We start from the raw sequence: 21,733 nt of genomic DNA, 5'->3' as shown, positions 1-21,733 counted from the left end.
CATTCGGGATTTTTGGTGGAGGAGGATGGATTCGCTTTTCTGCGGAAAAGCCACGCCGGTTGCAGAGTGCCACTGGCACTCTGCTAAGAGCCGGCTTTCGAACCCACCCTCAGATGAAAAAAAGCAACCTCATTTGAGGTTGCCTTTTTTGGTGGAGGAGGATGGATTCGAACCATCGAAGTCGAAGACAACAGATTTACAGTCTGCCCCCTTTGGCCACTTGGGTACTCCTCCATATGAAATTGTAGAAACGTGGAGCTGGTGGACGGATTCGAACCCCCGACCTGCTGATTACAAATCAGCTGCTCTACCAGCTGAGCTACACCAGCGTGTGTGGCACATCACGTTTGCAGCGAAGGTTATTATAGCAGGGGTCCCCCCTATTGTCAACAGGTTTTCTCAAAAAAATCAAAGTTTTTTTCAGCAGCCCCGGAACCCCCGGTTCCGGGGCTGTCATCGCCTTATTTCTCGCAGGCTCCAATGAGCTCCTTGGCGTAGGGCAGGGTGAGAATCACGTCACACAGGGTGTGCCACTCGTCCAGCTTGTGATTGCGCCGGGCATAGTAGATGTTGGCCAGCACCTCATAGTTGAGGGTGACGGTGCGCATCTGGTTGTAGCTGGAGGGGAGCAGCTGGATGAGGTCATACCAGTGGGTCTTGTCCTTGGTCTCCAGATAGCGGTTGCGCACCTGCTCTAAGTAGGCGATGGTGCCGTCGAAGTGGGCCAGGGTTTCAGGGGTCATGTGGTCACAGCTGAAGTCGCTGCGCTCAAAGGCCTTGGCGTGGATTTTGTGCATGGTAGAGGTGGAGTTGGCCACGGTGCCCACCTTGTAGGTGTCAAACTCCTTCCACCAGTACATGGGGGCGGTGATGTCCATGGACACCATAATCTGACGGATGAACTTCCGGTGGTCGGTGCCAGCCGAGCACAGGCGCTGGGCCAGGCCAAGGTCGTTTTCACCCAGAATGTAGTTGCCCTGCTCGTCGTAGTGGCTGTCGCTGCGGGCCCAGCTGTTGAGGGGATTGCGGGCGCCCCGCATGGCGTTTTCCAGATTCATCACACTGATATGGTCAACGGTAAGCATGAAAGAAATACCTCCTGTTAGGTATGAATTTTCTCCAGTATAGCAGAACTGGGGCAAAACTGCAAGAAAGATTCCCGCCGTCCCCCGGACGGCGGGAATGGGAAGTTATACCGTTTGGTTCTCTTGGGCAATGTCGGACAGGGCGTCCATGGCGCTCCAGTAGAAGGCGGATTCGCCCATCAGCTGGGTGACGCCGCCCCGGTCCATGGCGGTGCGGAAGGCGGGGCTGGCTCCGGTAAAGAAGACCCGGGTGCCGTGGTCCTGCTGGGCCTGGATGAACCGGGAGAAGGTCTGGATGCCTGTGGCGTCCACGGTGGACACGCCCCGCACCGAGAGAATCACCGAGGTGGTGTCGGAAGGCAGCTGGGCCAGGGAGCGCTCCAGATACCCGGCAGAGCCGAAGAAAATGGCCCCGGAGATGTACACCACCCGCACCGAGGAGTGACGGGGGTGATAGGACAGGTTGATGCGCTGGAGCCGCTGGGGGTTCACCTCGCTGATGGTCACCTCCACATGCTGCACGCACTTGACAGTGAAGATCACGCAGCACAGGGCCATGCCCGCCACAATGGCGATGGACAGGTCAAAGAGCACGGTGCAGGCCAGGGTGACAAAGAAGGCCAGGGTGGCGCCCTTGAGCTTGTGGGAGAAGAGGTAGCGGCTGGAAAAGAATTGCAAGATGGAAACATAACACCACTGCAAGGGACCTTGCAGTGGTGTTATGTACAAAAAGCTGAATTTAGTTGGCGTTGATGTAGTCGCCCATGATGTAGCCGATCTTGGTGCTGGAATAGCGGATCTCATACCAGTTGTCCCCGGCGTAGGAGACCACGGTGATGGAGTCGCCATTTTTCAGGCTGGCCAGCACGTCATAGCTGGTGCCGGGGCCGGAGCGCACCCGCAGGCCGTTGGCGGCGTTCATGATGGTGCCCTTGGAGCCGTTGGGGATGTCACCGGACTCAGGAGTGGGTTCGGGCGTGGGCTCGGCCGTGGGGGCGGGGGTGACGGGAGCCGTGGACTGGCAGTACACGGTGCAGGTCACGGTCTGGCTGCCTGCGGTGGCGGTGATCACGGCCCGGCGCTGGGTGCCGGAAGCATTGACGTTGGTGACCACGCCGTCCTCGTCTACAGTGGCGCAGGTCTCATCGGAAGAGGTCCAGGAGACGGTGCCCTCCCAATCGGCGGGGTCGAAGGTGACGGTGAGGGTGTGGGTCTGCTGGGGCTGGAGGGTGAAGTCGGTGGTGTCCAGGGTCATGCCAGCCAGGCCTTCAGGGGACAGGGTGGCGGTGGGGGACACGGATACCGACGCGGAGGGGTTGGCATCGGGGTTGGTCACATCCCGCAGATGGGGGTAGACCACGGTGAACACCATCACCAGAGCGGCGGCGATGATGACCAGAGAGCACAGGAAGGTGATCAGTCGGGGCCAGTTGATGGGCGGGGGCGGAGTGGGAGCCTGACCGCCGGCTCCGGGCAGACGCTTGCCGCCCTTTCCGGCGGGCTGGGCGTCGGGGCGATCAAACACATCCTGTCCGTCAAATTCATAGCCGCTCTCGTCGGCCATGGCGGGCTGGGTGGTGGGGGTTTGAGCGCCGCCGCAGAAGGGACAGAACTTATATGTGGCACTGTAATCCTCGCCGCAGGATGCACAGTGCACCACGTTGGAATCTTTTTTACGAACCATGGTGTCATACCTCCGTTGACCATAGATACACATATAGTACACGTTTTGCACCATTTCGTCAATCCCTGAAACCGTAGATTCCAGTCTGGCAGCGGAGAGGGAAGAGGGAAAATAACAAAATTTTCTCTTGCGAAATGGGAAATAATATAGTATAATACCATTCGCACCATGCCGGTGTGATGGAATTGGTAGACGTAGTGGACTCAAAATCCACCGGTGGCGACACCGTGCCGGTTCGAGTCCGGCCACCGGCACCAAAAATCGACAAGCACCGTCAGGGGCTTGTCGATTTTTACTTATTCGCTATTCACTTTTCACTCTTCACTAAACTGGATGGGTCGATTTTTGGAAGTGAATAAGTAATAGTGAATAGTGAAGAAGTAAGGTGTGCCGCAAGGCGGCACGAATTTTATATTTGGGGTGATGACAATGGCCAGTCCCCTTCAAGATAAATCCAAGGCATTTGCGTTGGAAATCATCAAAGTGTGCAATGAGATGAAACACTCCAAACGGGAAAGCGTCCTGACCAATCAACTCATTCGCTCGGGAACCAGCATCGGTGCCAACATCCGGGAAGCCATGTATGCCCATGGAAAGGCTGATTTTATTGCAAAATTGCAAATCGCACTGAAAGAATGTTCGGAAAGCGAATACTGGCTGGAGCTGCTCATCGAAAGTGGCTACTATGATGATCCTACCATTTTGAAACAATGTACCGAGGTCAAGCGATTGCTCATTGCTTCCATCAACACAGCGAAAAAGAATCAGGTATAAGGGTATCTATATTGTTGTGATATTTAAAAAATCCCGAATGCAAGCGCATTCGGGATTTTTGTTTTATGATTCTTGGTTTGGTTGCCCCGAATGCAGCGGCATTCGGGGCTTTTTGCATGTCTATACACCCTTGGGGTACTGCTCCAGAAGGGAGTGCTTGAGCTCCAGCATCCTCTCCAGCCCCTCTTGGGTCGTGGAGAAAAATTCGTTGCCGGACACCTGGGAATAGGGGACATAGGTGCCAAAGCCATCACAGGGCACCACCTCCATGGTGCCAAAATCCTCATAGCAGAAGATGGGGGTGGGGGTGACCCGGGCGAAATTCGGCATCAGATAGGTGGGGATGGTGGGGAAGCCATCTACGATTTCTGCCTGACCGGAGAGAAAGACCAGGTACTCCCGCCCCGGTTGTGGGGCGTTGGTATAGCCGTACTCCAGGGAACTGGGGTTGCTGTTGGGGAGGATGCTCCAGCCATGTTCCTTCCCAATATAGATGGTATCTCCCGGGGTCAGGCCCTCCCCCTTGAATACTTGGAGCACCTGGAACTTCTGCCGAGCAGCGCGACACAGAGGCTCCAGCTCCTCGGTGGGCGTGACCCGGGCGATGATGGGGGATTTGGGCAGTTCCTGGGCTGCATACTGGCACGCATCTGCACACATCTCTCCGGAGAGCTCCGCCACCATAAAGTCCTGGGTGTAGTTGGGCTGGGCGGTGAGGTCGGTGTAGGTGGAGCGGTACTTGACCCCGAACAGGCCGAAGCCCACCACCACCAGGCAAATGAGAATGGGGGAAATCCATCGCAGTGGTTTCATGACAATTCCTCCAATCTTCCCTGTTCCATGCGGAACAGATGGTCGGACAGGATGCGGATATCCTCTTGGTTGTGGCTGGCCAGCAGGACGATGGCCCCCCGGGCCTTTTCCACCAGGATCAAGTCCCGGATCTTTCGCACGCCGTCGTCATCCAGGCCGTTGGTGGGCTCGTCCAACATGAGCACATCGGGCTTTTCCATGATGGCCTGGGCGATGGCCAGCCGCTGCTTCATGCCCAGGGAGTACTTGCGGTAGGTACGCTTGTCGTCAGGGTCCAGGCCCACCCGTTCGATGGCCGTTCGGATGTCCGCCTCCCCCGCCCGGCGGGTCAAGCCTGCCAGATAGCGCAGATTTTCCACCCCGGTGAGGTTGGGGTACATCCCCACATGCTCCAGCACGATGCCCAGGCTGGGCAGAACGGCGAAGTCCTGGCCCAGCACCTGACCGTCCAGGGTGACGGTGCCCCGGGTCAGCTTCATCAGCCCTGACAGGGCCCGGAACAGCATGGTCTTTCCGCTGCCGTTGCGGCCCACAAAGCCGTAGATGGTGCCCCCCTCCAGGGTGAGGTCCACGTCCTGGAGGATGGGGGCCCCGTGAATGGTCTTATATACATGTTCTGCGGTGAGTTTCATATCCGTTACCCTCCATCCATTTCTGTTTTGAGTAAGTCGTGGCGGCGGATCAACCAGCCGCCTACCGCTGCCACCACCACGGCGGCCAGGAGCAAAAAGGTCAGGGAGTCCCCCACAGACAGGGTATAGCTGGACGAGGGGAATATGCTTCTGTGCCAGCTGAGGACCAGGCAGCTGACGGGATTGATGCGCAGGAACTGCTGGGCCAGTTCGGGCTGCTCGATGAGGGGGACCAGGGCGATGAGTGCGCCGATGCACGCCACCTGGACCCCGGCCAGGGCGGCAAAGGCGGCGGAGCTGCCCACATAGATGGCCAACAGATTGACGCCCAAGGTGAAGGCGAAGGTCCACAGACTCCAGAGGGTCAGGTGGGTCAGCAGGACCGGAAGCCCCTGGGAGACATCGGTGATGGTACAGCGCACCGCGGCCAGCCCCACCGCTGCGGCCAGCACCAGGGCCTGGTAGAGCAGGGTTTGCAGGGCGAGAATGCCGCACTCCTTCCCATACCATTTCAGGCGGTTGGGCATGCGGGAAAAGACGTAGACGCTGGCGGTGCAGGTGTGGCGGTAGAGGGAGATGCCCGCCAGGGCCTGGAAGATCAGCGAGGGGAGCAGTCGAAGGGTGAGGTCCAGCAGTGCATGGAGATTGATATCCAAGGAGAAGTCTCCCCGGGCTCCGCTGAGCTGACACACCAGGGAGGACAGAGAGGTGACACCTCCATAGGGGTTGACGTAGGACCAGGACAGCCACAGCCCAAAAAAGAGAGCGGCGGGGAACATCCAGGCGTTTTGCTTCAGCCGCATCCTCATGACAACCAGTCCTTTCGGGAAGCGCACAGGGTACCCAGGATGACGAAGGCCAGCAGGGCCAAAATGACCACCCCAAAGACTAGGTCATTGCGGGGCTCCCCGTGGAAGAGGGTGACGTAGTGGGCCCAATATACATCAAAGGATTGAGACAGGTATGCCGACAGCTCGAGGAGGAGAAAGGCGGGGAGGAGGAGCACCACCCGGAATTTCACCCGCACCAGGGCGGAGAGGGTGGTGGTGGCAGCGGCCAGCAGCCCCATGACCATGCCGAAGTGGAGAATACCCACCACGGTGTAGAGGTAGGGGGAAATGCGGTAAATGGGATAGAACAGGTAGTTTTTGGTGGTTTCGATATACTCCGAGCCGTACAGATTCCCGTTTCCAAAGTCTCCGACGCCTTTGAGGGGGAAGGAGATGCAGTTCAAGGCCAGTTCCATGAAAAAGGGAACGGAAAACACCAGGGTGGTCACCACGAATACGGCGGTGATCTTGGAAAACAGATAGGTGCGGGCGCCCAGCCGGGCCACCATGGCCACCGACTCCCCGGTGTGCTGCTCCTTGGACAGGGAGAGGGCGGCGGGGATGCAGATGAGCAGAGGGACCAGCTGTACCAGCATCATGATGGTATCTGCCATGTAGTAGCTTCTGTTGTGGCTGAGGCTGAGCATCTTGGCGGGGTGATACATGAGCAGTGCGTCGGTGCCCTGAAACTCCAGCACGTTCTCCACGAAGTTGTTGAGGGCCAGGGCCAGCAGCAACAGGAAGGCCAGCAGGGCGCCCCACTGGCTCAGGAGCAGCTTGATCTGGGTGCGGGTGGCTTTGCAGTACATACTCGATTCCCTCCTTTGGATTCCTGTGGGGATTTGGTGTATTCACTGTACCATGGAATTCCAAGGCAAAAAAGCCCTTTTGTCCAAGTGCAAGAAAATCCCGTCAAAGTGCGGACGGGGGGCGGTTGACGGCCCAGCAAGGGGAATGCTAAGATATTTTTGAACAGAAAACCAGGGGGTGAGAAGTGGCGATGAACGTGCTGATTTGCGATGATGAGCCCGTATTTTTGGAGCAGGTGCGGGAGCATGTCCAGGCGTACCTGGCCCAACGGGGCATTGTCGCCCACCTGGACACCGCCACCGATCCCCGGCAGGTGATGGACAGCCAGACGGCCTATACCCTGGCCTTTTTGGACATTCAGATGGAGGGGGTGGACGGCATTACCCTGGCCCATGAGCTGAAATGCCGCAACGGCAAGGTGGCCCTGTTCTTTGTCACCGCCTACCGGGAGTACCAGGACGACGCCATGGACCTCCACGCCTTCCGCTACTTGGAAAAGCCCTTTGACCCGAAGCGGCTGTATGCGGGGCTGGACAAGGCCATGGAGTACATTGACGGGGCCTATGTGGATGTATTCGTGTACAATCAGCAGGCCCAGGTGCGGGTGCTGGCGGATGATGTACTGTATGTCACCCGGGAGAACCGCCGAGTGGTGGTGGTAACCGAGACCCAGCGGTATGTCACTGGGGATCGGTTGGAGGTGTGGGAGGAGAAGCTGCCCAACCTGTTTTTCTATCCCGTCCACAAGTCCTTTCTGGTCAACCTCCACCATGTGACCAAATATGCCTATTCCGAGCTGTATCTGGTGACCGGAGAGCGCATCCCCATTGCGCCCCGGCGACAGGCGGCCTTTCACAAATACTGGTTTGACTATTTGAGGAGGCGATAGGAATGATTGAACTGTTTGGAGAGTGGAACTTCGCCACCTCTCCGGTGGTGGCCTTGCTGGAACTTGTGATTATGTATCTGTTCTTTTCTCGGCTGGCAAAGCCGCGGATACCCGAATGGGAGTTGCTGTTGCTGGGCCTTACGGTCTTGGTGGTACAACCCATGCTGGTGGCGGAACTGTCCCATATGGGGCTGTCTGTATGGAAAGCTTCTGGTGTGGGCACCTTTTTTGTCGTCTGTTTTGCCATGGGCTGGCTGGCCTTCCGAATTTCACCCTGGAGGGTGGTGGGATACGCAGGGGTCCTCGCCATCCTGCGTGTGCTGGCGGCGGTGATTGCCCGTGAATTTGTGTTCAAGCAGCAGGGGGATTTTTTTGAGGCGTTGGATATGACGCAAGCGGCGCTTTCCTGTCTGCTCTTTGAACTGGGAGCCCTGGTGATTGCCAATCTGGCGGCAGGCGATAAGGGGCGGCCCAAGCTTCCGGTGCCTGTGTATCTGTGTCCGGCCGCTGTGCTGGCGGGGGTGATATGGCTGGCCAAAGGCATAGCCCAGGAGCCGGTGACCATGTCCGGGCGCACGATGATGCTGATGGTCAGCATGGCCCTGTGTGTGGCCACAGTAGTGGTGGTGTTGGTGTACCAGCTGGGGTGGGAGCGGAAACGGATTGCCTTGGCCCAGCGCCAAAAGGAAGAGCAGCTCCAGATGGAGCAGTCCTATTATGAGATTTTGGAGCGGCAGAACCAGCAGCTGAGAAGCTACGCCCACGACGCCAAAAATCACCTGGAGGCCATCCGAAACCTGAACCAGGACCCCAAGGTGGAGCAGTACATCGCCCAGATGGAGCAGCAGCTCCAGGCATACACCCGCCGCTGCCACAGCGGCAACCGGGTCCTGGATGTGATGGTGGACAAGTACGTCACCGCCTGCGAGCTGAAGAACATCGCCTTTACCTATGATGTACAGCTGTGCAACCTGGAGGGCGTGGAGGATTTCGACCTGGTGGCCATCCTGGGCAACCTCCTGGACAACGCCCTCACCGCCGCCCGGGACTCCCAGGAAAAGTGGGTGGAGCTGGCCACTGCCCTGCGCAATGGCTACCAAGTGGTGGTGGTGGAAAACAGCTGTGATCGGCCCCCCGTGGTGGGGGAGGATGGGCTGCGCTCCACCAAGGCAGGGGGAGAGGGACACGGTTTTGGGCTGAAACGTGTGGCCAAGGCCCTGAAAAAGTATGAAGGGGATTTCCAGTGGGACTATGATCCGGAGAAGCGGCGGTTTACCATGACCGTGATGATTGGGCAGGGGGTATCGGTCCGAGAATCACGGAGGATGGCACAGGACGCAAAGTGTTGACAACCGCCGAAAAAAGGACTAAACTGGCATGTTGACAGGGGAGCTCCAGGAAAGGAGCTGAGAGGCAGGTATATCCTGCGACCCTTAACCTGATCTGGGTAATGCCAGCGTAGGGAGCATAGGTGTTTTGTGGTGCCCCGCCGGTATTGCCGGCGGGGTATTTTTTATGCATGGAGGAAGAGCAATGAAAGCAAGTGTTGCCATTCAGAGTCTGCCCCAGGCGGACAACGACCAGGAACTGGTGCGCATGGTGGATGAGGTCATCGACTACATCCGCTCCACCGGCCTGAACTACTATGTGGGTCCCTTTGAGACCACCATCGAGGGGGACAACTACGACCAGCTCATGGACATTGTCAAGGAGTGCCAGCATGTGGCTGTCCGGGCTGGCGCCAAGAAAGTGTCCGCCTATATCAAGGTGGTCTACGAGCCGGAAGGGGAGATTCTCACCATTGATCAGAAAGTTACCAAGCACCACCAGGGCTAAGCTGCCCGGGATCGCCGGGGTGGCGGTGCTGCTGGCGGTGTGGCAGCTGGTGTGTGTGTCCGGGCTGGTGCCCAGCTACATGCTGCCCTCCCCGGTGCAGGTGGTCACCGCCTTTGTCACCGACGCCCCCGCCCTGTGGGAAAACCTGCTCATCACCTTGCAGGAGGCCGCCCTAGGCCTGTGCATTGGGGTGGCGGTGGGCTTTGTGTTCGCCGTGGCCATGGATGCCTTTGAGCTGCTGTACAAGATTTTCTACCCCATTCTGGTCATCACCCAGACCATCCCCACCGTGGCCATTGCGCCCCTGTTGGTGCTGTGGTTTGGCTATGAGATGACCCCCAAGGTCATTTTGGTGGTGCTGGTCACCTTCTTCCCGGTGACGGTGGGACTGCTGGACGGCTTCCGGGGGGTGGACCCCGATGCCGTGGGGCTTCTGCGCTCCATGGGAGCGGGGCGGTGGCAGATTTTCCGCTACTTGAAATGCCCCTGGGCTCTGCCCCAGTTCTTTTCCGGGCTGCGCATCGCCGCCGCCTACTCCATTGTGGGCGCCGTCATCAGCGAGTGGCTGGGCGGTTTTGGTGGCCTGGGCGTGTACATGACCCGGGTGAAAAAGGCCTTTGCCTTTGACAAGATGTTTGCTGTGATCTTTTTGATTTCCGCCCTGTCCCTGGCCCTCATGGCCCTGGTGGGGTGGCTGGAGCGGCGGTGTATGCCCTACCGCTCCGTGGATGAGGAGAAGAGGAGGAACAAATGATGAAGAAATGGACATATCGTCTGCTGGCCGGGGCGCTGACCCTGGGCCTGGCGGCGTCTCTCACTGCCTGCGGGCAGAAGACTGAGAACAACACCCAGGACGGGGAGAAGGACCTGGAGAAGATCACCTTCGTGCTGGACTGGACCCCCAACACCAACCACACCGGTATCTATGTGGCCATGGCCAACGGCTATTTTGAAGATGCCGGCCTGGAGGTGGAGGTGGTGCAGCCCCCCGAGGACGGCGCGGAGGTGCTGGTGGCCTCGGGCAAGGCCCAGTTCGGCGTGTCCTTCCAGGACTACATCGCCCCCGGCCTCATTGGGGACGACCCCCTGCCCATCACCGCTGTGGCTGCCATCATCCAGCACAACACCTCCGGCATCATCTCCCGGGCCGGGGAGGGTATGGACACTCCCAAGGGCCTGGAGGGCCACAAGTACGCCACCTGGGACCTGCCCGTGGAGAAGGCCACCATCCAGCAGGTGATGGAGGCCGACGGCGGCGACTTCTCCAAGGTGGAGCTCATCCCCTCCACCGTCACCGACGAGGTGTCTGCCCTGGAGAGCAAGTCTGTGGACGCCATCTGGATTTACTACGGCTGGGCGGGCATCGCCTGTGAGGTGGCGGGTCTGGACACCGACTACTTCGAGTTTGCCGACATCGACCCGGTGTTTGACTTCTACACCCCCGTGATCATCGGCAACAATACCTATCTCAGCGAGCATGAGGAGGAGTCCAAGGCATTTATGGCCGCCGTGACCCAGGGCTATGAGTACGCCATGGAGCACCCCGAGGAGGCCGCCCAGATTCTCATGGAGGCCGCCCCCGAGCTCAAGAGCAACGAGGAGCTGGTGGTGGCCAGCCAGAAGTACCTGGCCAAGGAGTACCAGGCGGACGCGGAGCGCTGGGGCGAGATGGACCCGGACCGCTGGAGCGGCTTCTTCACCTGGCTCAACGACAACCAGCTGCTGGAGGGCACCGTGGACCCCAACGCCGGATTCTCCAACGACTACCTGCCCCAGAAGTGACCGTGGACAAGCTGGAAGTACGCAACGTCAGCCTGGCCTTTGGAGACAACCAGGTCCTCCGTGACGTGTCCATCCACCTCAAGGAGGGGGAGCTGGTGTGCCTGCTGGGGGTGAGCGGCGGCGGAAAGACCACCCTCTTCAACGTCATTTCCGGCCTGCTCCGCCCCGACAAAGGGCAGGTATTTCTGGACGGGGAGGACGTGACGGGCCAGCCCGGCCGCATCAGCTACATGCTGCAAAAGGACCTGTTGCTGCCCTACCGCACCATTGAGGACAATGTGGCGCTGCCGTTGATGCTGCGGGGGATGAAGAAAAAGGAGGCCAGGGCCCAGGCCGCCGCCCTGTTTGCCCAGTTCGGGCTGGAGGGCACCGAGAAGAAGTGGCCGGGGCAGCTGTCCGGCGGCATGCGCCAGCGGGCGGCGTTGCTGCGCACCTACCTGTTCTCCCAGAACGTGGCGCTGCTGGACGAGCCCTTTTCCGCCCTGGACACCCTCACCAAGTCCTCGGTGCACGAGTGGTATTTGAAGGTGATGGAGGACATTCGCCTGTCCACCCTCTTTATCACCCATGACATTGACGAGGCCATCCTCCTCTCCGACCGCATCTATCTTCTCATGGACGGCCGCATTGGGGAGGAGATCGTGGTGCAAGAGCCCCGGCCCCGCCACGTGGAGTTCAACCTCACCCCGGAATTTTTGGCGTACAAGCGGCGCATCATCGCCGCCCTCCACGCCCAGGGGTGAGAGAGTTACATTTTATACCAGAAATTCACCCCCGTACCCCCGGGAAATTGGCGAGGCCGTGCCTTGACTTGTCCCGGGGTACGGGGGTAAAATATTGCGTATTATTTTTTTGACAGGGCCGGGCAATGGGGTCCGGCGCAAGGGCGCATCTTCCTGTCCAAAGGAGGAAGCACATATGGCCATGAACACGAAATTTATCTTTGTCACCGGGGGTGTGGTGTCCGGTCTGGGCAAGGGCATCACCGCCGCCTCTCTGGGCCGCCTGCTGAAACAGCGAGGGCTGAGGGTGAAGGTGCAGAAGCTGGACCCCTACCTCAACGTGGACCCGGGCACCATGAGCCCCTACCAGCACGGGGAGGTGTTCGTCACCGACGACGGGGCGGAGACCGACCTGGATTTGGGCCACTACGAGCGATTTATTGACGAAAACCTCACCTTTAACTCCTCGGTGTCCTCGGGTAAGGTGTACTGGAACGTATTGAACCGGGAGCGGCGGGGGGACTACCTGGGGGGCACGGTACAGATCATCCCCCACATCACCAACGAGATCAAGGCCAACATCTACTCTCTGGAGGGGCCCGACACCGATGTGGCCATTGTGGAGATTGGCGGCACCGTGGGCGACATTGAGTCCCAGCCCTTCCTGGAGGCCATCCGGCAGGTGGCCGCCGAGCGGGGGCGTCAGGACGTGATGTTCATTCACGTCTCCCTCATTGTCTCCATTCCCGGCTCTGGGGAGCTCAAGAGCAAGCCCACCCAGCACTCGGCCAAGGAGCTGTTGAGCCTGGGCATTCAGCCGGATGTCATCATGTGCCGCAGCGATGCCCCCATTCCCCAGGATATTTTGGACAAGATTGCCCTGTTCTGTAACATTCCGGTGGAAAACGCCATCCCCAACCTCACCGCCGACATTCTCTATGAGGTGCCCCTGATGCTGGAGCGGGAGGGGCTGGCCAACGTGGTGGTGCGTCGTCTGGGGCTCATCTGTCACGCCCCCGACCTCACCGAGTGGGCCACCATGGTGTACCGGGCCAAGAACGTGAAAGACACCGTGGAGATCGCTTTGGTGGGCAAGTACGTCTCCCTCCACGACGCCTATCTGTCCGTGGTGGAGGCCCTCACCCACGGCGGCATTGAAAACGACGTGAAGGTGCACATCCGCTGGGTGGACTCCGAGACGGTCACCCAGGACAACGTGGCCCAGGTGCTGGAGGGCGTGCAGGGTATTCTGGTGCCCGGCGGCTTTGGCAACCGGGGCATTGAGGGCAAAATTTCCGCCATCCGTTACGCCCGGGAGAACAACATCCCCTTCCTGGGCATCTGCCTGGGCATGCAGCTGGCTGTGGTGGAGTTTGCCCGCCATGTGTGCGGCATGACCGACGCCCACTCCTCCGAACTCAATCCCGCCACCACCCATCCCGTCATTGACCTGATGCCCGACCAGGTGGGGGTCACCGACATGGGCGGCACCATGCGGCTGGGCAGCTACCCCTGCCACCTGGTGGAGGGCACTCGGGCCGCTGACATCTACGGGGTCCAGGACATCCACGAGCGCCACCGCCACCGCTACGAGGTAAACAACACCTTCCGGGAGGAGCTAACCAAGGCGGGGCTGGTGCTCTCCGGCCTGTCCCCGGATGGACGGCTGGTGGAGATGGTGGAGCTGCCCGACCACCCCTGGTTTGTGGCAGGTCAGTTCCACCCCGAGCTGAAGAGCCGACCCAACCGGGCCCATCCCCTGTTCCGGGGCTTTGTGGGGGCGGCCAAGGCGTACCAGAAGTAAAAGATACACAAAAGCGGATGCAGCTGTGGAAGTTGCATCCGCTTTTTCGACTTATTTCTCAGGTGTGGGACCTGCGCCCCTGGCAGGGGACGCGCTCCGCTGGGCCCGATTTCTCAGCGATGAGAAATCGGGGAAAGAATCGCCAAAGGCGGGGCCTTCCCCCGCCTTGTGGAATCCACCCCGCCGGTACTGGTTGGAGTGTGCGCCGTTCTATTTTCAGCCCTTGGCCCGGTGAGGTCACATGGACGGTTTGTCGTTCTATGGGGGGTATCTACTTCTCTGCTGGAGCATCCTTCTACTGCCAGGGCTTTACCTTGGTGAGTCGCTGTTCCCAGCTACCGGATGCCTGGTTCCCAGCGGCGGGAACGCCGCTTCTCCAAGGTAGGCCCGGGCATGGAAACCACCTAGCTATAGGGCCAGCTGCCCAAGATAGCCTGGTGTGGTGGCACAAACAGGGGCCGCAGCAAGGGTGACGGGCCGAATAGAGACTTGACGCAGTTCCAGCCTCGTACCCCAAGGGAGGTCCTTAGGGGGGAACGCCCTAAGCGGGTTTTGGTTTCTTTTGCCCGCTCAAAAGAAACCCCCAGCGGGTAGCGTCCCCGCCAGGCTGGCAAGCCGGAACCAGAAAGACGGTGGAAGGGTAGGCCTTTTCCATCACAACCGTGGATTTCAGATAAAAAGGACGCTGCACATGGAATGCAGCGTCCTTTTTCAACTTATTCCACGGGAACCACCCAGCCGTGGGTGTCGGGAATGGTGCCCCACTGGATGCCGGTGAGGGTGTCGTACAGCTTCTGGGTCAGGGGGCCGATGTTGCCGCCGCTGACCTCCACCTTCTGGTCCTCCCAGGCCAGCAGGCCGATGGGGGAGACCACGGCGGCGGTGCCGGTGCCCCAGGCCTCTTCCAAGGTGCCCGCCTTGGCGGCGTCAAACAGCTCCTGGGCGGTGACCAGCCGCTCCTCCACGGGAATGCCCCAATCACGCAGCAGCTCCAGGCAGCTCTTGCGGGTGATGCCGGGGAGCACGGAGCCGGTGAGCTGGGGAGTGATGACGGTGCCGTTTACCTTGAACAGCACGTTCATGGCCCCCACTTCCTCAATATACTTGCGGTGCACGCCGTCCAGCCACAGCACCTGAGAGTAGCCCTGGGCCTCCGCCCGCTCTCCGGCCCGGATGGAGGCGGCATAGTTGCCGCCGCACTTGGTGTAGCCGGTGCCGCCCCGCACCGCCCGCACGTCCTCGCTCTCCACGTAGATTTTCACCGGGTTGATGCCCTCGGGGTAGTAGGCGCCCACGGGGCAGCAGATGATGGCAAACAGGTAGCTGTGGGAGGCGTGGACACCCAGGGAGCAGTCGGTGGCGATGATGAAGGGGCGGATATACAGGGAGGTGCCCAGTTTGTTGGGCACCCAGGCCTCATCCACCTTCACCAGAGCCTTCACCGCCTGGACGAAGTCCTCCTCGGGAATCTCGGGGATGCACAGGCGCTGGCAGGAGGAGTTCAAACGCCGGGCGTTCTCCACCGGGCGGAACAGCTGCACCTTGCCCTCGGGGGTGCGGTAGGCCTTCAAGCCCTCAAAAATTTCCTGGGCGTAGTGGAACACCATGCAGGAGGGCTCCATGGACAGGGGGCCGTAGGGCACCACCCGGGCGTCGTGCCAGCCCTGGCCGGCGTCGTAGTTCATCAAAAACATGTGGTCGGTAAAGGTCTTACCGAATTGCAGGGTGTCGGGGTCGGGCAGGGGCTTGCGCTGCTCGGCCAGCTTGACTTGAATATCCAGCATGGAACTCGTCTCCTTTACACAGTAAAGCGGTAAATGCTCGGGGTGAGAAGATTGCGTCAACCGAGAACCACGGCTGACGCAAATACCTCCAGGCAGATACCTGAATGATTGGTGAAAACTATTATAGCAACTGGGACGGGGATGTGCAATGGCATTTTATCCAATCTGTCCACATTTCTTGTGCCCCTTCCATTTTGATTTCCAATCCCTTGTTTTTACGGGTGGGATTTGATATAATAATTCATCTGTATGGAGTTTTGTATTTTCCCGGGGAACGGGGGCGAAAAACCGCCCAAACACCCCGGAGGACCCCTGTGAGACGGGGATTTTGGGACAAAAGGAGTGAATGAGATGAATCGGACATTGTCCCGGCTGCTGGGCCCTCGATTTGGCCTGTACTTTTTGGTTATGATTGTCTTTGCCGCCATCACCGCCCTGCTGGGCAATGTGCAGATGGCCTTGGGAGAGGCTGCGGTGGTGCTGGTGCTGTACCTGCTCTATCTCCGGGCCTCTCTGCTGCGCCGCCGGGAGGCCACCCGGTACCTGGACCAGCTGCTGGGCAGCGTGGACGAGGCCACCCGGGACAGCACCCTCAACTGCCCCCTGCCGGTGATGATGTTCCGCCCCGACACCGAGGAGATCGTGTGGTCCAACGACCGCTTCCTCCACCTGTCCGGGGACCGGAACCGCCTGTTTGACACCAAACTCACCGACATTGCCCCCCAGTTCGACAGCCGCTGGCTGCTGGAGGGCAAGCACGAGTGCCCCCACGAGGTGGCCATGGGCCGCCGCCGCTACCAGGTGTTCGGCAACGTGGGCCGCACCCAGGAGGAGGGCCAGGAGAGCCTGCTGGCCACCACCTACTGGCTGGACGTCACCGAGGCCAGCAATTTGAAAGAGATCTACCAGGCCACCCGTCCGGTGGTGGCCATCCTGCTGCTGGACAACTACGAGGACACCATCAAGGGGCTGCCGGAAAATGTGGCCTCCAACATGATCGCAGACATCAACCAGCGCATCTCTCAGTGGATGGGGGATGTGGGGGGCATCTTCTGCCGTCTGGACCGGGACCGCTTCCTCTACATCTTTGAGGAGCAGTATTTGCAGGGGTACAAGGAGGAGAAGTTCTCCATTCTCGACTCCATCCGCCAGGTGCAGACCCCCAACGGTATCTCGGTGACCCTTTCCCTGGGCATCGGCGTGGACGGGGAGACCCCGGCGGACCTGTACCGCTTTGCCTCTCTGTCCGTGGAAATGGCCCTGTCCCGGGGCGGCGATCAGGCGGTGGTGAAAAACCGCTTCAACTTCGAGTTCTTCGGCGGCCGGGCCAAGGAGACGGAGAAGCGCACCAAGGTCAAGAGCCGGGTCATGGCCTCCGCTCTGGGCGAGCTGGTGGCGGACGCCTCCTGCGTGTTCGTCATGGGCCACGCCGCCGCCGACATGGACGCCGTGGGCGCCGCCGTGGGCGTGTGCGCCATTGCCCGCAAGAAGGGCGTGCCCCACTACATCGTCCGGGAGAGCGGCCCCACCCCCGCCGACCAGCTGTACCGTAAGCTGGAGGGGATGGAGGAGTACAAGGACCTGTTTTTGGACAGCCAGGAGACCCTTTTGAAGGCGGACTCCCGGTCCCTGCTGGTGGTGGTGGACACCAACCGCCCCGAGCAGGTGGCCAGCCGAGAGGTGCTCCAGTCCTGCAACAAGGTGGCGGTCATCGACCACCACCGCCGGGCCGCCACCTACATCGAGGGCGGCGCCCTCTATTTCCACGAGCCCTACGCCTCTTCCACCTGTGAGCTGGTCAGCGAGCTGCTGGGCTACCTCATGGAGCCCGGGGAGCTGCTGCGGGGCGAGGCAGAGGCCATGATGGCGGGCCTGATGCTGGACACCAAGAACTTCACCATGCGCACCGGAGGCCGTACCTTCGAGGCCGCCGCCTTCCTGCGCCGGGCCGGAGGGGACACCGGCGAGGTGAAGAAGATGTTCCAGACCGGCCTGGCCGACACCGTGGCCAAGTACGGCATCATTCAAAATGCCAAGATGTACCGGCAGGATATTGCCATTGCGCCGGTCGACCATACCGTCAATCGGGTCACAGCCGCCCAGGCGGCCGATGAGCTGTTGAATATTGCAGGCATCAACACCTCCTTCGTCCTCTATCCCGACGGGGACCGGGTGGTGGTGTCGGCACGCAGCATCAACGACACCAATGTCCAGGTGATTTTGGAGGCCCTGGGCGGCGGCGGAAACGCCGGAGCCGCCGGAGCCCAGATCGCCGGGCAGACGTTGAAGCAGGTGACGGAATCCCTCATGGCCACGCTCGAGCGGTACTTCAAGACCGACGACCCGGAGGAGATGGGGGAAGAGGAGGAGTAAACACTTCTCCCTAGGGGCTTTCTGAAAAGTCGAAATCATTGACTTTCCCAACAATCAACGCCAGCTACTGCGTTAAAAATGCTCGGAATCCACCCAGGATTCCTGCGCTTTTTGCCTTGTATCTGTCTGTTGCTTGTGGAAAATTCGGCGATTTCTTGGTTTTCAGATACGCCCTCCAAGCAAACCATATTTTTAGGAGGAACACATCATGAAAGTGATTTTACAGCAGGACGTGAAGGGCCACGGCAAGAAGGGCCAGATGGTGGACGTGTCCGACGGGTACGCCCGCAACTTCCTTCTGCCCCGCAAGCTGGCCGTGGAGGCCAGCGCCGAGAACATCAACACCATGAAGATGCAGGATAAGGCCCGCCGTGCCCGTGAGGCCGAGGAGCGTCAGGCCGCCATGGACCTGGTGAGCCGTTTGAAGGAGTGCCCGGTGAAGATCGTGGCCAAGGCTGGCCAGGGTGGCCGCCTGTTCGGCTCGGTGACCACCAAGGAGATCTCCGAGGGCCTCAAGCAGCAGTACAACATCGACATCAACAAGTCCAAGCTGGTGCTGGCCGACCCCATCAAGGCCTTTGGCGGCTACGAGGTCAAGTGCAAGCTGGGCTATGAGATCACCGGAACCGTCCGTGTGATGGTCACCGAGGAGGCGTAAGATTACGCCCACAGTATACAACTGGGAGGGATGACAGTGGACGAATTCAATGGCCTGCGCCTGCCCCACTCGGTGGAGGCGGAACAGGCGGTGCTGGGCTCCATGCTCATCGACGACCGGTGTATTCCCGACGTGGTGGCCCGCCTGACCCCCGACGACTTCTATCTGCGGCAAAACCGGGAGCTCTACCAGGTGCTGTTCACCATGTTCAACCGCTTCGAGACCATCGACCCGGTGACGGTGCTGGACCGCATGAAACAGGCGGGGGTGTACGACGAGAACACCTCAGTGGCCTACCTGCGCCAGCTCATGGAGATCACCCCCACGGCGGCCAACGTCATGGAGTACGTCAGCATTGTGGCCGACAAGGCCCTGCTGAGAAGAGTGGGGGAGACCGCCGGGGAGCTGGAGGAGATGGTGCGCAGCGAGAGCGGCACCGCCCAGCAGATTCTGGAGGCCGCCGAACAGCGCATTTACGCCATCCGCCAGGGCCGCTCCGCCCAGGGCATGACCCACATCGCCACGGTGATGAGCCAGGTGTGGGAGACCATCAAGGAGCGGCAGGAGAACGGGGCGGAGTTCCCCGGCATCTCCACCGGCCTCATTGACCTGGACCGGAGAATTTCCGGTCTGAACAACTCCGACCTTTTGATTCTCGCCGCCCGACCCGGTATGGGTAAGACCTCTCTGGCTCTGAACATCGGCCTGGAGGCGGGCAAGCACTCGGGCAAGAGCGTGGCCATCTTCTCCTTGGAAATGAGCCGGGAGCAGCTGGGTTTGCGGCTCATCTCCACCGAGTGCCTCATTGACAACAAAAAACTGCTCACCGGCCGCATTGTGGGGGAGGAGGAGTGGTCCCGGCTGGCCATGGCGGTGGCTACCCTCAGCCAGGCCAAGATCTACATGGACGACGACTCCTCCCTGTCCGTGGCGGACATGAACGCCAAGTGCCGCCGCATCAAGGATTTGGGGCTGGTCATCGTGGACTACCTCCAGCTGATGACCTCCGCCGGAGGGCCCACCCGGGCCAGCGACAACCGCCAGCAGATCGTCTCCGACATCTCCCGGTCCATGAAGCTCATGGCCAAGGAGCTCAACGTCCCCGTCATCTGCCTGTCCCAGCTCTCCCGTGCCAACGAGAGCCGGGCGGCGGGCCAGCGGCGGCCCATGCTCTCCGACCTGCGGGAGTCCGGCTCCATCGAGCAGGACGCCGACATCGTCATGTTCATCTACCGGGAGAGCTACTACGAGGACGACACCGAGAACCCCAACGTGGCCGAGTGCATTGTGGCCAAAAACCGCCACGGCGAGACGGGCACCGTCATGCTGGAGTGGCGGCCCGAGTTCACCACCTTCCGCAATCTGGCCTACAACTACGACGAAGAGGACTACTGATGGCAGAGCTGTTTTCCTACCACCTGATTGCCCCCGGGGACCGGGTGCTGTGCGCCGTGTCCGGGGGAGCGGACTCCATGTATCTGCTCTGCCGCCTCTTGGACGGGGCGAGCCGGGGCGGCTACCAGGTGGGGGCCGCCCACTTCCACCACGGCATCCGTCAAGCTTCCGACGGGGAGGAGGACTTTGTCCGTGCCTGGTGTGAACGCCACCAGGTCCCCCTCCATGTGGGCCACGGGGACGTGCCCAACGCCGCTGCCCAGCGGGGGCAGGGGGTGGAGGAGACCGCCCGGGCGTTGCGCTATGCCTTTCTCTACGACACCGCCCGGCGGGAGGGTTACACCCTCATTGCCACCGGGCACCACGCCGGAGACCAGGCGGAGACGGTGCTCATGCACCTCATCCGGGGCTCTGGACTCCAGGGCCTGCGGGGCATTCAGCCCCGGCAGGACATGCTCATCCGCCCCATGCTGGAGGTGACCCGGGAGCAGGTGGAGGACTACCTCCGCCGCCGCCACGTCCCCCACGTGGAGGACGAGAGCAACGCCGACCCCGCCTACACCCGCAACCGGATGCGCCACCAGGTGCTGCCCCTGCTCTTTGAGCTCAACCCCCAGGCGGTACACCACATCGCCCAGGCGGCGGCCAAGCTGCGGGAGGATGCCCAGTTGCTGGACACCCTGGCCCAGGCCGTGCCTGGAGTGACGGAAGGGCCGGAGGGGGTGGCGGTGGACATTTCCCAGCTGCTGGCCCAGCCCAGACCGCTGGTGATGCGGCGGCTGGCCCAGGTGCTCACCGGGCTGCACATCCACCCCTCCCAGGTGTATTTGGATGGGCTGTATGGACTCATGGCAGAGGCCCAGAGCGGGGCCCGGCTGGATTTGCCCGGCTATGTGGCCCGGAAAAGCTGGAATCGGCTGGACATCGCCCCGGTGCGGGAGGAAAAAACCCTCAGTCCGGTGCCCCTTCGGGACGGATACACCCCGTGGGGGGAATGGCGGGTGGAGTGCCGCACGGCGGTATGCCCCCAAGAGAAGGGGGAGGGGCTGTGGCTCATCCCGGGAGACTATGTGCTCCGCCCCAGAGAGGTGGGGGACACCCTGCAATTGCCCAAGCGACCCACCAAGACGGTGAAAAAACTTATGATCGAGAAGAAAATCCCCTCCCACCTCCGCCCCCGCCTTCCGGTGGTGGCCCAGGGGGAGCGGGTGGCAGCGGTGGCGCTGCTGGGGGTGGACCAGGCCTTTTTGGCCCAGCCCGGACAGCCCGCCCGATCTATCAATGTGACAAAGGAGAACGAAGACCATGCATGAACACGTGGAATCCATTCTGTATAGTGAAGAGCAGCTCCGTCAGCGCGTGAAGGAGCTGGGCGCCCAGATCACCGCCGACTACGCCGGGAAGGAGCCGGTGCTGGCCTCGGTGCTGCGAGGCTCCTACATCTTTATGGCGGACCTGACCCGGGCCATCGACCTGCCGGTGACGGTGGACTTTATGGCGGTGTCCTCCTACGGAGCGGGCACCAAGAGCTCCGGCCAGGTGGAAATTAAGAAGGACCTGTCCGACTCCATCGAGGGCCGGGACCTCATCATCGTGGAGGACATTCTGGACTCCGGCAACACCCTGTTTTACCTCATGGAGATTCTCAAGGCCCGCAAGCCCGCCTCCATCCGCATCTGCACCCTGATGGATAAGCCCGACCGCCGCACCCAGCCCATTGTGGCCGACTATGTGGGCTTTACCATCCCCGATGCCTTTGTGGTGGGCTATGGCCTGGACTACGACGAAAAGTACCGCAATCTGCCATATGTGGGCATTTTGAAGCCCTCCGTCTACGGCGGCGAGTGAGCCCCTTCGGGGAG

Annotated in this window: 21 protein-coding genes, 3 tRNA genes and 1 riboswitch; of the genes, 14 read left to right on the top strand and 10 right to left on the bottom strand. The window is 60.6% G+C overall.

What is annotated here, in order from left to right; translation table 11 throughout:
- Positions 1-149: 149 nt before the first annotated feature.
- From B5F12_RS06590 to B5F12_RS06570, 5 genes are all read right to left on the bottom strand, one after another.
- Positions 150-234, bottom strand: a tRNA-Tyr gene (locus B5F12_RS06590).
- A gap of 19 nt (positions 235-253) precedes the next feature.
- Positions 254-329 (bottom strand) — tRNA-Thr (locus B5F12_RS06585).
- 132 nt (positions 330-461) lie between these two features.
- Entirely contained in the window at positions 462-1,085 is a 624-nt protein-coding gene (locus tag B5F12_RS06580; protein ID WP_087232126.1) for a hypothetical protein, read from the bottom strand.
- Positions 1,086-1,190: 105 nt separating this feature from the next.
- A complete protein-coding gene (locus B5F12_RS06575; protein WP_158096768.1) occupies positions 1,191-1,763 on the bottom strand; it encodes an STAS domain-containing protein in 573 nt (190 codons plus the stop codon).
- 61 nt (positions 1,764-1,824) lie between these two features.
- Positions 1,825-2,769, bottom strand: a complete 945-nt coding sequence (locus tag B5F12_RS06570) for an SH3 domain-containing protein (protein WP_158096767.1) — start codon at positions 2,767-2,769, stop codon at positions 1,825-1,827.
- 170 nt (positions 2,770-2,939) lie between these two features.
- Between B5F12_RS06570 and B5F12_RS06565 the strand changes: the two genes are divergently transcribed.
- Both B5F12_RS06565 and B5F12_RS06560 read left to right on the top strand, forming a co-directional pair.
- Positions 2,940-3,026: transfer RNA gene (locus B5F12_RS06565), tRNA-Leu, on the top strand.
- A 130-nt stretch (positions 3,027-3,156) separates the two neighbouring features.
- On the top strand, positions 3,157-3,543 hold the full coding sequence (locus tag B5F12_RS06560) for a four helix bundle protein (RefSeq protein ID WP_242954911.1): 387 nt from the start codon (positions 3,157-3,159) through the stop codon (positions 3,541-3,543).
- 120 nt (positions 3,544-3,663) lie between these two features.
- On the opposite strand, the gene B5F12_RS06555 is transcribed toward B5F12_RS06560, so the two are convergent.
- Genes B5F12_RS06555 through B5F12_RS06540 form a run of 4 tightly spaced genes read right to left on the bottom strand, consistent with a single transcriptional unit; the run spans position 3,664 to position 6,627 of the window.
- A complete protein-coding gene (locus B5F12_RS06555; protein ID WP_087232117.1) occupies positions 3,664-4,356 on the bottom strand; it encodes a hypothetical protein in 693 nt (230 codons plus the stop codon).
- Positions 4,353-4,988: an ATP-binding cassette domain-containing protein gene (locus B5F12_RS06550; protein ID WP_087232114.1), complete on the bottom strand. Its 636-nt coding sequence runs from the start codon at positions 4,986-4,988 to the stop codon at positions 4,353-4,355. Before B5F12_RS06550 ends, B5F12_RS06555 begins: the two co-directional genes overlap by 4 nt.
- A 5-nt stretch (positions 4,989-4,993) precedes the next feature.
- On the bottom strand, positions 4,994-5,797 hold the full coding sequence (locus B5F12_RS06545) for a hypothetical protein (RefSeq protein WP_143482343.1): 804 nt from the start codon (positions 5,795-5,797) through the stop codon (positions 4,994-4,996).
- The gene (locus tag B5F12_RS06540) at positions 5,794-6,627 is read right to left on the bottom strand and encodes a hypothetical protein (protein WP_087232108.1); all 834 of its coding nucleotides are present in this window, start codon (positions 6,625-6,627) and stop codon (positions 5,794-5,796) included. Before B5F12_RS06540 ends, B5F12_RS06545 begins: the two co-directional genes overlap by 4 nt.
- 191 nt (positions 6,628-6,818) lie before the next feature.
- Here B5F12_RS06540 and B5F12_RS06535 point away from each other — a divergent pair, with 191 nt between their 5' ends.
- From B5F12_RS06535 to B5F12_RS06505, 7 genes are all read left to right on the top strand, one after another.
- Positions 6,819-7,517 carry a LytTR family DNA-binding domain-containing protein gene (locus B5F12_RS06535; protein WP_087232105.1) on the top strand — a complete coding sequence of 233 codons (699 nt, stop codon included), beginning with the start codon at positions 6,819-6,821 and terminating at the stop codon, positions 7,515-7,517.
- 2 nt (positions 7,518-7,519) lie between these two features.
- Positions 7,520-8,866 carry a GHKL domain-containing protein gene (locus B5F12_RS06530; protein WP_087232100.1) on the top strand — a complete coding sequence of 449 codons (1,347 nt, stop codon included), beginning with the start codon at positions 7,520-7,522 and terminating at the stop codon, positions 8,864-8,866.
- A 26-nt stretch (positions 8,867-8,892) separates the two neighbouring features.
- A riboswitch (TPP riboswitch) is annotated at positions 8,893-8,999 on the top strand.
- A gap of 51 nt (positions 9,000-9,050) precedes the next feature.
- Positions 9,051-9,353 (top strand): thiamine-binding protein, encoded by a 303-nt coding sequence (locus B5F12_RS06525; RefSeq protein ID WP_087232098.1) that lies wholly within the window; start codon positions 9,051-9,053, stop codon positions 9,351-9,353.
- Positions 9,319-10,107, top strand: a complete 789-nt coding sequence (locus tag B5F12_RS06520) for an ABC transporter permease (protein ID WP_087232095.1) — start codon at positions 9,319-9,321, stop codon at positions 10,105-10,107. Before B5F12_RS06525 ends, B5F12_RS06520 begins: the two co-directional genes overlap by 35 nt.
- Positions 10,107-11,135, top strand: coding sequence for an ABC transporter substrate-binding protein (locus B5F12_RS06515; RefSeq protein WP_087369414.1), 1,029 nt, complete (start codon positions 10,107-10,109; stop codon positions 11,133-11,135). The genes B5F12_RS06520 and B5F12_RS06515 overlap by 1 nt, the downstream gene beginning before the upstream one ends.
- Entirely contained in the window at positions 11,132-11,878 is a 747-nt protein-coding gene (locus B5F12_RS06510; protein ID WP_343286313.1) for an ABC transporter ATP-binding protein, read from the top strand. The genes B5F12_RS06515 and B5F12_RS06510 overlap by 4 nt, the downstream gene beginning before the upstream one ends.
- A gap of 181 nt (positions 11,879-12,059) precedes the next feature.
- Complete coding sequence (locus B5F12_RS06505; RefSeq protein WP_087232166.1) at positions 12,060-13,661, top strand: CTP synthase; 1,602 nt, start codon at positions 12,060-12,062, stop codon at positions 13,659-13,661.
- Positions 13,662-14,377: 716 nt separating this feature from the next.
- Here the strand turns inward: B5F12_RS06505 and B5F12_RS06500 are convergent.
- Entirely contained in the window at positions 14,378-15,445 is a 1,068-nt protein-coding gene (locus B5F12_RS06500; protein WP_087232086.1) for a branched-chain amino acid aminotransferase, read from the bottom strand.
- Between the two features lie 351 nt (positions 15,446-15,796).
- Here B5F12_RS06500 and B5F12_RS06495 point away from each other — a divergent pair, with 351 nt between their 5' ends.
- From B5F12_RS06495 to hpt, 5 genes are all read left to right on the top strand, one after another.
- Entirely contained in the window at positions 15,797-17,818 is a 2,022-nt protein-coding gene (locus B5F12_RS06495; protein ID WP_087232083.1) for a DHH family phosphoesterase, read from the top strand.
- Positions 17,819-18,026: 208 nt separating this feature from the next.
- Entirely contained in the window at positions 18,027-18,476 is a 450-nt protein-coding gene (rplI, locus tag B5F12_RS06490) for a 50S ribosomal protein L9 (RefSeq protein ID WP_087232080.1), read from the top strand.
- Between the two features lie 30 nt (positions 18,477-18,506).
- The gene (dnaB, locus tag B5F12_RS06485; RefSeq protein WP_087232077.1) at positions 18,507-19,871 is read left to right on the top strand and encodes a replicative DNA helicase; all 1,365 of its coding nucleotides are present in this window, start codon (positions 18,507-18,509) and stop codon (positions 19,869-19,871) included.
- Positions 19,871-21,184: a tRNA lysidine(34) synthetase TilS gene (tilS, locus tag B5F12_RS06480; protein WP_087232074.1), complete on the top strand. Its 1,314-nt coding sequence runs from the start codon at positions 19,871-19,873 to the stop codon at positions 21,182-21,184. Before dnaB ends, tilS begins: the two co-directional genes overlap by 1 nt.
- On the top strand, positions 21,177-21,719 hold the full coding sequence (hpt, locus tag B5F12_RS06475) for a hypoxanthine phosphoribosyltransferase (protein ID WP_087232071.1): 543 nt from the start codon (positions 21,177-21,179) through the stop codon (positions 21,717-21,719). The genes tilS and hpt overlap by 8 nt, the downstream gene beginning before the upstream one ends.
- Positions 21,720-21,733: the final 14 nt, after the last annotated feature.

It is taken from the genome of Pseudoflavonifractor sp. An176 (assembly GCF_002160435.1).
Lineage (GTDB): Bacteria > Bacillota > Clostridia > Oscillospirales > Oscillospiraceae > Enterenecus > Enterenecus faecium.
The sequence above is the reverse complement of the archived record's forward strand: the minus strand, read 5'-3'. Positions and strand labels throughout refer to the sequence as shown.

Excerpts from the sequence above, each read along its gene's own strand:
- B5F12_RS06580 (WP_087232126.1), bottom strand. The coding sequence starts at position 1,085 with ATGCTTACCGTTGACCATATCAGTGTGATGAATCTGGAAAACGCCATG.
- B5F12_RS06570 (WP_158096767.1), bottom strand. The coding sequence starts at position 2,769 with ATGGTTCGTAAAAAAGATTCCAACGTGGTGCACTGTGCATCCTGCGGC.
- B5F12_RS06555 (WP_087232117.1), bottom strand. The coding sequence starts at position 4,356 with ATGAAACCACTGCGATGGATTTCCCCCATTCTCATTTGCCTGGTGGTG.
- B5F12_RS06550 (WP_087232114.1), bottom strand. The coding sequence starts at position 4,988 with ATGAAACTCACCGCAGAACATGTATATAAGACCATTCACGGGGCCCCC.
- B5F12_RS06545 (WP_143482343.1), bottom strand. The coding sequence starts at position 5,797 with ATGAGGATGCGGCTGAAGCAAAACGCCTGGATGTTCCCCGCCGCTCTC.
- B5F12_RS06540 (WP_087232108.1), bottom strand. The coding sequence starts at position 6,627 with ATGTACTGCAAAGCCACCCGCACCCAGATCAAGCTGCTCCTGAGCCAG.
- B5F12_RS06535 (WP_087232105.1), top strand. The coding sequence starts at position 6,819 with ATGAACGTGCTGATTTGCGATGATGAGCCCGTATTTTTGGAGCAGGTG.
- B5F12_RS06530 (WP_087232100.1), top strand. The coding sequence starts at position 7,520 with ATGATTGAACTGTTTGGAGAGTGGAACTTCGCCACCTCTCCGGTGGTG.
- B5F12_RS06525 (WP_087232098.1), top strand. The coding sequence starts at position 9,051 with ATGAAAGCAAGTGTTGCCATTCAGAGTCTGCCCCAGGCGGACAACGAC.
- B5F12_RS06515 (WP_087369414.1), top strand. The coding sequence starts at position 10,107 with ATGAAGAAATGGACATATCGTCTGCTGGCCGGGGCGCTGACCCTGGGC.
- B5F12_RS06505 (WP_087232166.1), top strand. The coding sequence starts at position 12,060 with ATGAACACGAAATTTATCTTTGTCACCGGGGGTGTGGTGTCCGGTCTG.
- B5F12_RS06500 (WP_087232086.1), bottom strand. The coding sequence starts at position 15,445 with ATGCTGGATATTCAAGTCAAGCTGGCCGAGCAGCGCAAGCCCCTGCCC.
- B5F12_RS06495 (WP_087232083.1), top strand. The coding sequence starts at position 15,797 with ATGAATCGGACATTGTCCCGGCTGCTGGGCCCTCGATTTGGCCTGTAC.
- rplI (WP_087232080.1), top strand. The coding sequence starts at position 18,027 with ATGAAAGTGATTTTACAGCAGGACGTGAAGGGCCACGGCAAGAAGGGC.
- dnaB (WP_087232077.1), top strand. The coding sequence starts at position 18,507 with ATGACAGTGGACGAATTCAATGGCCTGCGCCTGCCCCACTCGGTGGAG.
- tilS (WP_087232074.1), top strand. The coding sequence starts at position 19,871 with ATGGCAGAGCTGTTTTCCTACCACCTGATTGCCCCCGGGGACCGGGTG.
- hpt (WP_087232071.1), top strand. The coding sequence starts at position 21,177 with ATGCATGAACACGTGGAATCCATTCTGTATAGTGAAGAGCAGCTCCGT.